Raw genomic sequence first — 13,335 nt, 5'->3', positions numbered from 1 at the left:
GTCCTACATCGATGTTGGTTGCGCCGCGCTTGCGGGATTGTAGCGTTGATGCATCCGCTCCAAGGTCCGAGGCATTCAGCGGTCGCCGTCTCATCATTCTCCTGATGTTTCGCGTTGGGCCTCATCCGCGTGTTCAGGTGTGGATGTGGCGTAGATGGCCCATGCGTGCATGAGCTCCCGTCGCTTATCAAAAAAGTCTGATCGAGAGTATGCGCTTTCCGTTTCCCCGCGTTCGTCATGGGCCAGCGCGAGCTCGCAGATATCTCTTGGGAAAGGAGTCTTTTCACCTGCCCAATCCCGGAAGGTCGAGCGAAAACCATGACGAGTGATGTGCTCATAACCCAATGCATGAAGCAAATTGCGAATGCCATTAGCGTGCATCACGCCGCTTCGGCCGTGGCCGGGGAAAACGTAGGGACTTTTGGGGGTGACTTTCGGAAGGCCCTTCAGAAGTGAAACCACCTCTGGGGCCAGGGGGATCGCGAACGCTTGCCGGGTTTTCATGCGCTCATCAGGCAGAGACCATCGACCCGATTCCAAGTCAAACTCATCCCAGCGTGCGAATCGGACCATATGCGAGCGAGCGCCGGTTAGAATCAGTAACTGAGCCGCGACAGAAGCGTGGCAGGGATCCTTGCGTAAGGCTTCCATAAGCTTCGGCAGATCCTGCCATTTCAGCGCAGGATGATGCTGGCGTTTACGAGCTTTCTTCTTCTCATGCCGGCTCAGCAGGTTTTCCAGATGGCCGCGCCAGCGTGCCGGATTCTCTCCAGTCCTGAGACCTCGGGCTCTGGCGGCATCCAGGATTTGTTCGATTTGCCCACGTACTTCGTCAGCCGTCCGCGTTTTGGTCACCCAAAGTGGTTGCAGTGCCTTGATCAGGTGTTTGGTCTCGACCTTGTCGGCTGACAACTTCCCTATCGTAGGGAAAGCATAGAGTTCTAGTTTCCTCAGCCAGCCCTTGCGCCATTTCTCCGACCAGCTCGAACCATGGGCATCTCGATAGTCGGTGGCCAATTTCTCAAAGGTAATCAGCTGCGCCAGTTCACGGCGTTCAGCTTCCCGTTGAGCGGCTTGTTCAGCCTGTCGTTTTGCGAGTGGATCAGTGCCTTTCAAAATCTGGACTTTGTTTTCATAGGCGGCCGCGCGGGCCTTTTTTAGATCGAGCTGGGGGTAGCCACCCAATCCCATCTCTCGTCGTTTGCCGTGTAGCTGAAACCGCAACACCCAGTTTTTTCGTCCCGTAGCTTTGACGATAAGGCGTAGCCCTTCACCGTCTTCGTAGGTGCCTGGCTCGGTCACATTTTCGACATACTTTGCGGTCAGCTTGCCCATCTTTTCGGCCCTCTGGTCCCCCACTTGATCCCCCACTTGGCTGTGGAAGACGATGGATGAAAACGGAAGTCACAGGAACAAAAGTAGGCTGAAACCCTTGATCTAGCAAGGCTCTCGCGGTTTTCAGGAGATGAGAGTGGCTTTCAAAAAGAAATTAAAAAGCCGGCTTGTGGCCGGCTTCTCGGGGACTGGCTTGGTTTATTTTTGGTAAACCGCGCCAGCCTTCAAAACGTACACCCGGATCTTGCGTCCGGCTGTGGGACTTGGCGAGAAAGTGATCTGCCTTGTCGGTGCGATCTGAGCCTTGGAAAGGGTCGATGCGCAAATGTGGGGCGCAGCATACTGATTTTTTTGAGGAATTCCCAGCTTGGTGTGCGGGATAGAGCGATTGCGCTGAGGCGTAGCAGCTGCCGAAGGCTGCTACAGGGCTTCGTATTTACAGGAACGGTACGGACGGTCTGCGTTTGTTGAGCGTCGACCACCAGAACACCCATCCCAATACCCTGATGTTCTGCTTGTCGATCTGCTCGGCGTTGAAGATCTCATCCGGATACTCGGCACGATTGTGGCTGCGCAACCGCAGCGCATTTCCCGGCATCCGGTGCAGGTATTTGATTCGCAACATTCCGTCATGCTCGATCGCATAGATCTCGCCATCGATAATCTGCGTAAGCCCGCGATCAATGGCGAGGGTAGAACCGTCTTCAATCTTTTCGGCCATGCTGTTGCCGATCATATGGGTGCAGATGGCATTGGCATGTTTGATTTCCAGGGAGTCGAGGTGGCTGTGGGGCAGGCGGATGGATTGGCCGGGGTCCTCGACGACGTGGGTTTTGTTGGAGCCTGGGGCGGTGGCGGTCTCTTTGAAGAAGGGCAGTTCGACGTCGATGGGCTCGATCACCGTGTAGATGCCCCGGATTGCCTGGGCGTCGAAGGTGTTGCCGGACTCGTCGAGCACACGCAGGCGTGAGGACTCTTTAGGACCTTCGCCGGTTTTCAGCCAGTCACTGTTTACAGACAGAAGTCGGGAGACTTCTTCCATGCGATAAGCGGGCACACCACGGGTGTACCAGTTATGGATATTTTGCGCTTCCGTGTCGAAGAAAGCGGCAAATCCTGTCGTTGTGATGTTGGCTGCTTCGAGGAGCGCTCTGAACCGTGGGCCGCTAGTGTTCTTTTTCATAAACACGAGTCTACGGGCGCAGGATGGGGGTTTGAATAAACGACCCGTTCAAATTTCGAGGGAAATTTAAGACCGGATGTAAGACGCTTTTCGTAAAAAATAAACAGGCAAACACCCAGGCCGAAATGCTCAAAACTCATTGTTAAAAGCGTTCCAGGCAGGCACAAAAAACCCCGGATCAACCGGGGTTTTTCTTGAAGCGTGAGGCTAGAAACTAACCGTTGCTTCTCAGCCTTTGTAGGCAGCGACCGACTTGGTGATCGCGGCGCGGGCGGCGTCTGCGCCGTCCCAGCCTTCGATTTTCACCCATTTGCCTTTTTCGAGGTCCTTGTAGTTCGCGAAGAAGTGCTCGATCTGCTGGATCAGCAGGGCTGGCAGGTCGGTGTATTCCTTCACGTCCACGTACAGCTGGGACAGCTTGTCGTGTGGGACTGCGATGACTTTAGCATCGCCGCCGCCGTCGTCGGTCATGTTCAGGATGCCGACTGGACGCGCGCGGATCACCGAACCTGGAGCAACCGGGTAAGGAGTCACGACCAGCACGTCGAGGGGATCACCGTCGTCAGCCAGGGTGTTCGGGATGTAACCGTAGTTGGCCGGGTAGAACATTGGGGTGGCCATGAAACGGTCAACGAACAGGCAGTCGCTGTCTTTGTCGATTTCGTATTTGATCGGCGCGTGGTTGGCCGGGATCTCGATCGCGACGTAGATGTCGTTCGGCAGGTCTTTGCCAGCCGGAATCTTGCTGTAGCTCATTGGGCGGTGCCCCCGTTAGTTGACCAAAAACACTTGGCCGGATTGACCAAAAAGTGGCGGCGATTATAGGCATATTCCGCCGTTGATGCCATGCACCTAAGGGTCGTAGAGACCTTAGTCGCGTGCCTGATAGACCGGGTCTTCGGCCAGAAGTTGCCGTAGACGGGCCAGCGGATCCTGACGGTAAAACAACTTCAACTGTTCGTAGACCTGTGGATAAGCCTCGTAAAGCAGATCCGGGGCGCTGAAGAAGTATTCGCTGGTGACCGCGAAGAACTCGGCGGGGTTTTCCGCGGCGTACGGGTCGATGGCGGTTTCAGCGTCCGGGTTGCGCTCCAGTTGCCGGTCGAGGTCGTCATAGGCTTCCTGCATGACCTTGGCCCAGTCGCTGACGCGCATGTCGGCGTGCAGCGGTGGCAGGCCATTGGCGTTGCCGTTGAGCATGTCGAGTTTGTGTGCGAGTTCGTGGATCACCAGGTTGTAGCCTTCCCAGCCACCGCTGGCCATCACGCCGGGCCAGGCGAGGATGATCGGGCCTTGCTGCCAGGCTTCGCCGCTGTGTTCACCATCCCATTCGTGTTCGACGCCGCTGGCATCGCGATGGCGCTGGGGGCTGAGGAAATCGTCGGGGTAGAGGATGACTTCGTGAAAGCCCTGATACCAGTTCAGATCACCCAAATGCATGAGCGGTAATTGGGCCTGGGCGGCGAGCAGCAGGCGCTGCTCCTGGTGGAGTTCGACGCCGGGCAGGGCGGTCAGGTGTTTGTCTTGCAGGAACAGCACGCTGGCTTCGCGCAGCCACTGGTCTTCGGCCGCGCTGATGCCATCGAGGAAGCTCAGGTGATGGCGCACCCGTTGCCACATGTCGTCGGCAATCGGATGCCTGGCCAGGGTGCGCCGGCGTCGCCAGGCGCTAAGGGACCACATCGTCAGTCAGCGGGGTTCGGCTTTGGACGCGGCATTAGCGAGACGGCTGCGGATCACGCCAATGATCATCGGTAGCAGCGACACCAGGATGATACCCACCACCAGCAGCGACAGGTTTTTCTTGATGAACGGTACGTTGCCGAAGAAGTAACCGAGGGTTACCAGGCCACCCACCCAGAGGATGGTGCCGAAAATGCTGAAGGCAAAGAAACGCGGGTAAGGCATTTTGCCAACGCCGGCGACGAACGGAGCAAAGGTACGGATGATTGGCATGAAGCGCGCCAGGGTCACGGTTTTGCCGCCGTGTTTGTCGTAGAAATCGTGGGTTTGTTGCAGGTAATCGCGGCGGAAGATTTTCGAGTTCGGGTTACTGAACAGCCGTTCGCCGACGGTGCGGCCGATCACGTAGTTGGTGCTGTCGCCGAGGATCGCCGCCAGCATCAGCAGGCCGCCCAGCAGTACCGGATCCATGCCGCCACCGGCCGCCACMGCGCCTGCGATGAACAACAGGGAATCGCCCGGCAGGAACGGCATCACCACCAGTCCGGTTTCGCAGAAGATCACCATGAACAGGATGGCGTAGATCCATGCTCCGTAGTTGTTCACCAGCATCTCGAGGTAAACATCGAGATGCAGAATAACGTCGATCGGGTTGAAATCCATGGAAAGCACCTGTGGTGATGGCCCGACTCAGCAGGCCTGTGCGGATAGCTTCGCGTAAGACTACAGCGGGGTGTGATTTTTCTTACGAGCCGTGAGGTGTGGGCATTATACGGGGTGAAAAGTGAAAAACGCGTCGAGTTTGTAGCGAGGAATGTCGATGTGTTTCAGGGTTTGTCGGAAAAGGTCGCAGCCTTCGGTAGCACCTACAGCTTCGAGGTTGCCTCGGTCGATGCAGGCGCTGCCGAAGGCTGCGATCTTCTTGGTGAGCTTAAAGTTCGTCACTGATCGGCAATACGTAATTCTTGAACTCGGTGTCTTCCCTGAACCCGATGGATTCGTAGGTTTTCTGCGCCACTTCGTTGTTGCTGCTGGTGGAAACGCGCATGCGCACGGCATTGGTTTCCTTGGCCATTTTCTTCGCGGTGCGGATCAGGTTGTCGGCCACTAACTGGCGTCGGGCGTCTTCGGCGACGTAGATGTCGTTGAGGATCCACACGCGTTTGAGCGAAAGAGACGAGAAGCTCGGGTACAACTGACAGAAACCCAACAGTTTGTTGTTGTCGTCATCGGCCAGGGCCAGGTAGATCACCGACTCTTTGCGCCGCAGGCGCTTTTCGAGGAACGCTCGGGACGAGTCCGGATACGGCAGGGAACCGTAAAACTCGCGATATTTGACGAACAACGGGGTCAGCAGGTCCAGGTGTTCGAGGGTCGCTTGAATAATCCGCATGGTAGGTCTCGTCTTCAAGTGGCTGTCTTACATGGTGACGGCGACAGGAAACCCTTGGCGGCCGTGCATCGATCCTGCCTTAAACCGGAATAGAAACGCAATGCGGAAACGGTTCAGGCATCCGACGGACTGAGTAGGAAATTACCTTTCAAACCTGCTCCTGTGTCCGACTCCAGCGTCTGAACCTGGGCTTCGTCCTTCAGACTGACCCCCGATAACTGCCGCCGACAGGCTTCGCGCATCAAATACAGCAAACGGTGTGCCGCCATGCCGTAACTCAAGCCTTCGAGCCGGACATTCGAGATGCAGTTGCGGTAGGCATCCGTCAGTCCGACCTTGGGATTATAGGTGAAATACAGCCCCAGGCTGTCTGGAGAGCTTAATCCAGGGCGTTCGCCGATCAGAATGACCACCATTTTTGCACCCAGCAGCTCGCCAATCTCGTCAGCCACCGCAACCCGGCCTTGTTCCACCAGAATCACCGGTGACAGGGACCAGCCTTCGATAGCTGTCTGTTCTTCCATGCGTGYCAGAAACGGCAAGGTGTGGCGATGAACGGCCAGTGCCGAGAGACCATCGGCCACCACTACAGCCAGATCCACCCCGCCAGGATTGGCTCGTGCGTAATTACGCAGTGTCTGCGCCGACTCGTCACTCAACTTGCGCCCCAAATCGGGGCGCTGCAAATAGCTGTTCCGGTCCGTGGCCGCGCTGTGCAGCAGCAAACTCTCACGCCCACGCTCGGTCAGTTGCGAACTGAGCGCCGTGTGATCGAAAGGCAGGTGCACCGCATCCCGGGCCTGGGCATGGGCGTACTGGAAATCCAGCTGCGCGCGGGTCGGCATGCTGGTGCCGGTACGGCCGAGGGCAATGCGTGCCGGGGTCAGGCGGCGCAGTTCCAGCAATGGGTTCTGCGGATCGACAGGTGGTTCATACATATAAACACTCATCCCAGTTGCGCCAATGCCTGGCGGAACGCCGGTGGCAGGCTGTTGCCGAAGTGAATTTTGCCGTCCGCCTGGGTGAAGATGCCCATGTTCGCCAGCCACTGTTCAAACTCCGGCGCCGGTTTCAGGCCCAGGGTTTGCCGGGCGTAGAGGGCGTCGTGGAACGAGGTGGTCTGGTAATTGAGCATGATGTCATCGGAGCCGGGGATGCCCATGATGAAGTTGATCCCGGCCACACCCAGCAAGGTCAGCAGAGTGTCCATGTCGTCCTGGTCGGCTTCGGCATGGTTGGTGTAACAGATATCGCAGCCCATGGGGACGCCCAGAAGCTTGCCGCAGAAGTGGTCTTCGAGGCCGGCGCGGATGATCTGTTTACCGTTATAGAGGTATTCCGGGCCGATGAAGCCTACGACGGTGTTCACCAGAAACGGTTTGAAATGCCGTGCCACGGCGTACGCGCGGGTTTCACAGGTCTGTTGATCGATGCCGTGGTGGGCGTTGGCCGACAAGGCACTGCCTTGGCCGGTCTCGAAATACATCAGGTTTTGGCCCAATGTGCCGCGATTCAGGCTCAAGCCCGCGTCGTAGCCTTCCTGTAAAACGTTGAGGTTGATGCCGAAACTGGCGTTGGCCGCTTCGGTGCCGGCAATTGACTGGAACACCAGGTCCAGCGGAACCCCGCGATTGACCGCCTCGATGGAGGTGGTGACGTGGGTCAGCACGCAGGCCTGTGTCGGAATGTCGTAGCGCTGGATGATCGCGTCGAGCATTTCCAGAATGGCGCAGATCGAAGCGATGCTGTCGGTGGCCGGGTTGATGCCGATCATCGCGTCACCATTGCCGTACAGCAGGCCGTCGAGAATGCTGGCGGCGATGCCGGCCGGTTCGTCGGTGGGATGATTGGGTTGCAGGCGCGTCGAGAGCCGACCGCGCAGGCCCAGGGTGCCGCGGAACTTGGTGACCACGCGGATTTTCTGCGCCACCAGCACCAGATCCTGCACGCGCATGATCTTCGACACGGCGGCGACCATTTCCGGGGTCAGGCCGGGGGCGAGGGCGCGCAGGCTTTGTTCATCGGCGGCTTCGCTGAGCAGCCAGTCGCGGAAACCGCCGACGGTGAGGTGGCTGACCGCTTTAAAAGCCTGTTTGTCGTGAGTGTCGATGATCAGTCGGGTGACCTCATCGGCCTCGTAAGGAATCAGCACTTCCTCCAGGAAGTGGGCCAGCGGGGTGTCGGCCAGGGCCATCTGCGCGGCCACCCGCTCGCCATCGTTGAGGGCGGCAACGCCGGCCAGAAAGTCCCCGGAGCGCGCCGGGCTGGCTTTGGCCATGACCTCCTTGAGGCTGTCGAAGCGGTAGGTCTGGGCGCCGACGGTATGGGCAAATACGGCCATGGGACGGTGTCCTCCTGATTCAGTAAATATCTCAAATGCACCACTGAACCCCTGTGGGAGCGGGTTTTGGTGCACTTCAATATGGCAGGCGCCGGGAATCAGCCCGGCGCCGGTGCAATTCAGACACCTTCGAGCATCGCATCCGCCGGTGCATCGGCACGTTGCTTGGCGGTCAGTTGGAAATACAGGTAACCGGCCACCATGAAACCGAGGAACACACAGCCGATCAGCGCGTTGAACCAGGCCATCGCCACCAGGCACACCACCGCCAGAAACAGCGCGATCCCCGGTACGATCGGGTAGCCCGGCGCGCGGAAGGTGCGCTCCAGGTTGGGTTCGGTTTTACGCAGTTTGAACAGGCTCAGCATACTGATGATGTACATCACGATGGCGCCGAATACCGACATGGTGATCATTGCAGCCGTCAGCGTCATGCCTTGCAGGTTGACCAGGCCGTCGCTGTAGATCGCCGCGATGCCGATCACGCCGCCCGCCAGGATCGCCCGGTGCGGGGTCTGGAAGCGCGACAGTTTGGCCAGGGAGGCCGGCAGGTAACCGGCGCGAGCCAGGGCGAAGAACTGCCGCGAATAACCCAGAATGATCCCGTGGAAGCTCGCCACCAGGCCGAACAGACCAATCCACACCAACATGTGCATCCAGCTCGAGTTGTTGCCGACCACGGCTTTCATCGCCTGAGGCAGTGGGTCGTTGATGTTCGACAGTTGGCGCCAGTCGCCGACACCGCCGGCCATGACCATCACGCCGATGGCGAGGAACACCAGGGTCAGAATGCCGCTGACGTAAGCCTTGGGAATCGTGCGTTTCGGGTCCTTGGCTTCTTCGGCGGCCATGGCTGCGCCTTCAATGGCGAGGAAAAACCAGATCGCGAACGGGATGGCCGCAAAGATGCCGGGAATCGAGGCCATGCTGAATTCGTTGGCGCCCGACCAGCCGTTGAGCACGAAGTTACTGAAGCTGAAGCCCGGTGCGACCACACCCATGAACACCAGCAATTCGGCGACGGCAAGCACAGTGACCACCAGTTCGAAGGTGGCCGCGATGCTCACGCCGAGGATATTCAGGGTCATGAACACGAAATAGGCGCCAACCGCGGCGATCTTCGGGTCCAGTTCCGGGTATTGCACATTGAGGTAGGCGCCGATGGCCATGGCAATTGCCGGTGGCGCAAAGACGAACTCGATCAGGGTGGCGATGCCGGCGATCAGTCCGCCTCGCTCGCCGAAGGCTCGGCGGCTGTAAGCAAACGGCCCGCCAGCGTGGGGAATGGCGGTGGTCAATTCGGTGAAACTGAAAATGAAGCAGGTGTACATCGTCGCCACCATCAATGCGGTGACGAGAAAACCCAGGGTACCTGCGGTGCCCCAGCCATAACTCCAGCCGAAATACTCGCCGGAAATCACCAGGCCGACGGCAATGCCCCATAGATGCAGGGTGCCGAGTGTGGGTTTGAGCTGTGTAGTAGAAGTCATAGGTCCTCTCTGCGTAGTAGAAGTCATAAGTCCTCTCTGTCTTTTTTATTGTTTGATTTGTTGGACTTTCGGGTATGGCATTCAGTGTGTAGAGCGGGAATGCAAAGCCAATGCCAGACCGGCAGAGCGATGAAGGAGGCGTTTAAGGGCACCATCGCGGGCTTGCCCGCGATGGCCTTCTGAAGGGCGATACAGAAATACCTGTATCGCCCCCCCGGTTTTTAGAAGAAGCCCAACGGGTTGATGTCGTAGCTCACCAGCAGGTTTTTGGTCTGCTGATAGTGATCGAGCATCATTTTGTGGGTCTCACGGCCGACGCCGGACTTTTTGTAACCACCGAACGCGGCGTGTGCCGGGTACAGGTGGTAGCAGTTGGTCCACACGCGACCGGCCTTGATGGCGCGGCCCACGCGGTAGGCGCGGTTGATGTCGCGGGTCCAGAGGCCGGCACCCAGGCCGAACTCGGTGTCGTTGGCGATGGCCAGGGCCTCGGCTTCGTCCTTGAAGGTGGTGATGCTCACCACCGGGCCGAAGATTTCTTCCTGGAACACGCGCATTTTGTTGGTGCCCTTGAGCAGGGTCGGCTGGATGTAATACCCGGTCGCCAGGCTGCCCTCGAGTTTTTCCACCTTGCCACCGGTCAGCAGTTCGGCGCCTTCGCCCTTGGCGATGTCCAGGTACGAAAGGATTTTGTCGAATTGCTGCTCGGACGCCTGGGCGCCGACCATGGTGTCGGTGTCCAGCGGGTCGCCACGCTTGATCTGCAGGACTTTTTTCATGACAACTTCCATGAACTCGTCGTAGATCGACTCCTGTACCAGGGCGCGGGACGGGCAGGTGCAAACTTCGCCCTGGTTGAAGAATGCCAGCACCAGGCCTTCAGCGGCTTTCTCGATGAAGGACGGTTCGGCCTGCATGACGTCTTCGAAGAAGATATTCGGCGACTTGCCACCCAACTCCACGGTGGACGGAATGATATTTTCGGCGGCGCATTTCATGATGTGCGAGCCGACTGGAGTCGAACCGGTGAAGGCGATCTTGGCGATGCGTTTGCTGGTGGCCAGGGCTTCACCGGCTTCTTTGCCGAAGCCTTGCACCACGTTGAGCACGCCAGGTGGCAGCAGGTCGCCGATCAGCTCCATCAGCACAGTAATGCCCAGCGGGGTTTGCTCGGCAGGTTTGAGGACAATGCAGTTACCGGCGGCCAGGGCCGGAGCGAGTTTCCAGGCGGCCATCAGAATCGGGAAGTTCCACGGGATGATCTGCCCGACCACGCCCAGCGGTTCATGGATGTGATAGGCCACGGTATTGCCGTCAATCTCGGCGGCGCTGCCTTCCTGGGCGCGGATGCAACCGGCGAAATAGCGGAAATGGTCGGCGGCCAGCGGGATGTCGGCGTTGAGGGTTTCACGCACGGCCTTGCCGTTGTCCCAGGACTCGGTGATCGCCAGCAGTTCCAGGTTCTGTTCGATGCGATCGGCGATTTTCAGCAGCACCAGCGAGCGTGCCTGGGCGGACGTGGCGCCCCAGGCATCGGCGGCGGCATGGGCGGCGTCCAGGGCTTTTTCGATGTCTTCGGCAGTGGAGCGCGGGAATTCGGCAATCGGTTGGCCGTTGACCGGCGAAGTATTGGTGAAGTACTGACCTTTGACAGGCGCGACGAACTCGCCGCCGATGTAGTTACCGTATTTGCTCTTGAACGAAACGATAGCGCCTTCAGTACCGGGGTGAGCGTAACGCATGATGGGTTTCTCCTTGGCTTTTGTGCTTATAAGGGAGGACGCGCCAGAGCGCGGTAACAAGCGTAGAGCATGCCAGCCCCTTAAAGAGGGTTCAGCACAGCCCTCTGGGAGAATAATAAGAAATGCACGACAACCATTTGAGTCGCCATGCCCAGCAAGTGTTGACCGTGACCCAGGGTAAGTCCCACCTGCACGGTCCCGGCAGCGATCCGTCTATTGCCCGCTCCTGGCTGCGTTGCCTTGAGGACTATCACCTCGACCCGGCCCTGACCATGGCGCCGACGGTGCTGGAACATGGACGTCTCCTGGAAAGCCGCGAACGTTTGCAGCAAGTGCTGCAGATCGCCGGCAACGAAATGACCAGCCTCCACCAGCAACTCTCCGGCGCCGGCCACGCAGTGTTGCTGACCGACGCTCGCGGGGTGATCCTCAACTGCGTCACCGCGCCCGCCGAACGGAAGATTTTCGAACGCGCCGGCCTTTGGCTTGGCGCCGACTGGAGCGAAGCCTGCGAAGGTACCAACGGCATCGGCACCTGCCTGGTGGAGCGCCAGTCCCTGACCATCCACCAGGACGAACACTTTCGCGGCCGCCACACCGGCCTGACCTGCTCGGCAAGCCCGGTGTTCGACCCTCATGGTGAACTGTTGGCGGTGCTTGACGTGTCTTCGGCGCGTCATGAGGTTTCGCGGCAGAGCCAGTTTCACACCATGGCCCTGGTCAATCTGTCGGCGAAGATGATCGAGAGCTGTTATTTCCTGCGTTACTTCGACAATCAATGGCTGCTGCGTTTTCACTTGCAGGCCGAATCCGTCGGACTGTTCAGCGAAGGGCTGCTGGCGTTCGACGGGGAAGGGCGGATCTGTGCGGTCAACCAGAGCGCGCTGAATTTGCTGGGACATATTCGTGGCGGCCTGTTGGGCCAGCCGGTGGAGGCGTTTTTCGACTGCTCGCTGAATGAGTTGCTCGGCCGCGCGAGCGCCAATGCCAGCGCCAGTTGGCCGTTGCGCACCCGCGACGGGCGGCGGCTGTTTGCTGTATTGCGTGGGCAGCCGCGCAGCATTCCTGCACCGGTGGTRCAAAGCCCGGCAGTGGCCGAGCGTCCACGGCTGTCGGGTATTTGCCTGGGCGATGCCGCGTTGCAGGAAGACTTCCGCAAGGCCTTGCGGGTGTTCGAACGGGACGTGCCGTTGCTGATCAACGGCGAAACCGGCTCAGGCAAGGAGGCTTTCGCCAAGGCCGTGCATCAGGCCAGTCAACGGGCGGAAAAATCGTTCGTCGCCCTCAATTGCGCGGCGATCCCCGAAAGCCTGATCGAAAGCGAGTTGTTCGGCTATCGCGGCGGCAGCTTCACCGGTGCCCGCAAGGAGGGCATGCGTGGAAAGTTGCAGCAGGCCGATGGCGGAACTTTATTCCTGGATGAAATCGGTGACATGCCGCTGAGCATGCAGACCCGACTATTAAGGGTGCTGGAAGACCGTCAGGTGGTGCCGATTGGCGGCGAGCCGGAATCGGTCAATGTGCGGATCATCAGCGCTACTCACCGTAACCTGCTCGAAAGGGTGCAGGACGGCAGTTTTCGCGAGGATTTGTATTACCGGCTCAATGGGCTGGAAGTCGCATTGCCGGCGTTGCGCGAGCGCACGGATAAATCACAGCTGCTCGACTTTCTGTTGGCCGAAGAGGCGGGCGGGGAGACGGTATTGATTGATGCAGCGGCGCGGCAGGCCTTGCTGGATTTTGCCTGGCCGGGGAACGTGCGGCAGTTGCGCAATGTGCTGCGGACCCTGGCGGCGTTGTGTGACGGCGGTCGGATCGGGCTGGAAGATTTGCCGGCGATGATTCGTCAGGTCCGGCCGGTGACGGTGGCGACGATTGAAGCGCCGTCCGAGTATCCGCTGGACGATGCCGAGCGGTTGGCGTTGCTCAACGCACTGGAACAGCAGCGCTGGCACATGACCCACACCGCCGAACAGTTGGGTGTGAGCCGCAATACCCTCTACCGGAAGCTGCGCAAACACGGCATCGCACGATAGCCGTTTTTGTGGCGAGGGGGCTTGCTCCCTCGCCACAAAAAAATGCGCTCGATCAGCCAGGCGGTTGTGTCACGTTCAGCTAAAGAGTGCGATTTTCCCCTCCCTACGCTAACCTGCGGCCATGTTTACGAG

General features: G+C 59.0%; 12 protein-coding genes. 2 read left to right on the top strand and 10 right to left on the bottom strand.

Annotated elements, in window-relative coordinates:
• Positions 1 to 93 precede the first annotated feature (93 nt).
• From AC1DLB_RS08505 to AC1DLB_RS08485, 5 genes are all read right to left on the bottom strand, one after another.
• Positions 94 to 1,335 (bottom strand): tyrosine-type recombinase/integrase, encoded by a 1,242-nt coding sequence (locus AC1DLB_RS08505; RefSeq protein ID WP_367373103.1) that lies wholly within the window; start codon positions 1,333 to 1,335, stop codon positions 94 to 96.
• A gap of 436 nt (positions 1,336 to 1,771) precedes the next feature.
• Positions 1,772 to 2,518: a S24 family peptidase gene (locus tag AC1DLB_RS08500; protein WP_086945945.1), complete on the bottom strand. Its 747-nt coding sequence runs from the start codon at positions 2,516 to 2,518 to the stop codon at positions 1,772 to 1,774.
• Positions 2,519 to 2,746: 228 nt separating this feature from the next.
• Positions 2,747 to 3,274, bottom strand: a complete 528-nt coding sequence (gene ppa / locus AC1DLB_RS08495) for an inorganic diphosphatase (RefSeq protein WP_007933577.1) — start codon at positions 3,272 to 3,274, stop codon at positions 2,747 to 2,749.
• Positions 3,275 to 3,388: 114 nt separating this feature from the next.
• A complete protein-coding gene (locus AC1DLB_RS08490) occupies positions 3,389 to 4,201 on the bottom strand; it encodes a M90 family metallopeptidase (protein ID WP_086945944.1) in 813 nt (270 codons plus the stop codon).
• A gap of 6 nt (positions 4,202 to 4,207) precedes the next feature.
• Positions 4,208 to 4,864, bottom strand: coding sequence for a DedA family protein (locus tag AC1DLB_RS08485; RefSeq protein ID WP_018925731.1), 657 nt, complete (start codon positions 4,862 to 4,864; stop codon positions 4,208 to 4,210).
• 72 nt (positions 4,865 to 4,936) lie between these two features.
• Between AC1DLB_RS08485 and AC1DLB_RS08480 the strand changes: the two genes are divergently transcribed.
• Positions 4,937 to 5,149, top strand: coding sequence for a hypothetical protein (locus tag AC1DLB_RS08480; RefSeq protein WP_155949114.1), 213 nt, complete (start codon positions 4,937 to 4,939; stop codon positions 5,147 to 5,149).
• On the opposite strand, the gene AC1DLB_RS08475 is transcribed toward AC1DLB_RS08480, so the two are convergent.
• The 5 genes from AC1DLB_RS08475 to exaC all read right to left on the bottom strand — a co-directional run bounded on the left by AC1DLB_RS08475 (position 5,133) and on the right by exaC (position 11,167).
• Positions 5,133 to 5,594: a GNAT family N-acetyltransferase gene (locus AC1DLB_RS08475; RefSeq protein WP_018925733.1), complete on the bottom strand. Its 462-nt coding sequence runs from the start codon at positions 5,592 to 5,594 to the stop codon at positions 5,133 to 5,135. The genes AC1DLB_RS08480 and AC1DLB_RS08475 overlap by 17 nt on opposite strands.
• A 113-nt stretch (positions 5,595 to 5,707) precedes the next feature.
• The gene (gene eutC, locus AC1DLB_RS08470; RefSeq protein WP_477784862.1) at positions 5,708 to 6,532 is read right to left on the bottom strand and encodes an ethanolamine ammonia-lyase subunit EutC; all 825 of its coding nucleotides are present in this window, start codon (positions 6,530 to 6,532) and stop codon (positions 5,708 to 5,710) included.
• Between the two features lie 8 nt (positions 6,533 to 6,540).
• Positions 6,541 to 7,935, bottom strand: coding sequence for an ethanolamine ammonia-lyase subunit EutB (locus AC1DLB_RS08465; RefSeq protein ID WP_018925735.1), 1,395 nt, complete (start codon positions 7,933 to 7,935; stop codon positions 6,541 to 6,543).
• Positions 7,936 to 8,054: 119 nt separating this feature from the next.
• Complete coding sequence (gene eat / locus AC1DLB_RS08460) at positions 8,055 to 9,425, bottom strand: ethanolamine permease (RefSeq protein WP_019581359.1); 1,371 nt, start codon at positions 9,423 to 9,425, stop codon at positions 8,055 to 8,057.
• Positions 9,426 to 9,646: 221 nt separating this feature from the next.
• Positions 9,647 to 11,167, bottom strand: coding sequence for an acetaldehyde dehydrogenase ExaC (exaC, locus tag AC1DLB_RS08455; RefSeq protein WP_018925737.1), 1,521 nt, complete (start codon positions 11,165 to 11,167; stop codon positions 9,647 to 9,649).
• Between the two features lie 122 nt (positions 11,168 to 11,289).
• On the opposite strand from exaC, the gene AC1DLB_RS08450 reads away from it, so the two are divergent.
• On the top strand, positions 11,290 to 13,203 hold the full coding sequence (locus tag AC1DLB_RS08450) for a sigma-54-dependent Fis family transcriptional regulator (protein WP_018925738.1): 1,914 nt from the start codon (positions 11,290 to 11,292) through the stop codon (positions 13,201 to 13,203).
• Positions 13,204 to 13,335: the final 132 nt, after the last annotated feature.

The sequence above is a fragment of the Pseudomonas sp. 05N434 genome, from assembly GCF_056396965.1.
This window is presented reverse-complemented; position numbering and strand designations above follow the sequence as displayed.

What these genes read in the sequence shown, in the direction of transcription:
- AC1DLB_RS08505 (WP_367373103.1), bottom strand. Translation starts at nt 1,335, where the DNA reads ATGGGCAAGCTGACCGCAAAGTATGTCGAAAATGTGACCGAGCCAGGC.
- AC1DLB_RS08500 (WP_086945945.1), bottom strand. Translation starts at nt 2,518, where the DNA reads ATGAAAAAGAACACTAGCGGCCCACGGTTCAGAGCGCTCCTCGAAGCA.
- ppa (WP_007933577.1), bottom strand. Translation starts at nt 3,274, where the DNA reads ATGAGCTACAGCAAGATTCCGGCTGGCAAAGACCTGCCGAACGACATC.
- AC1DLB_RS08490 (WP_086945944.1), bottom strand. Translation starts at nt 4,201, where the DNA reads ATGTGGTCCCTTAGCGCCTGGCGACGCCGGCGCACCCTGGCCAGGCAT.
- AC1DLB_RS08475 (WP_018925733.1), bottom strand. Translation starts at nt 5,594, where the DNA reads ATGCGGATTATTCAAGCGACCCTCGAACACCTGGACCTGCTGACCCCG.
- AC1DLB_RS08465 (WP_018925735.1), bottom strand. Translation starts at nt 7,935, where the DNA reads ATGGCCGTATTTGCCCATACCGTCGGCGCCCAGACCTACCGCTTCGAC.
- eat (WP_019581359.1), bottom strand. Translation starts at nt 9,425, where the DNA reads ATGACTTCTACTACACAGCTCAAACCCACACTCGGCACCCTGCATCTA.
- exaC (WP_018925737.1), bottom strand. Translation starts at nt 11,167, where the DNA reads ATGCGTTACGCTCACCCCGGTACTGAAGGCGCTATCGTTTCGTTCAAG.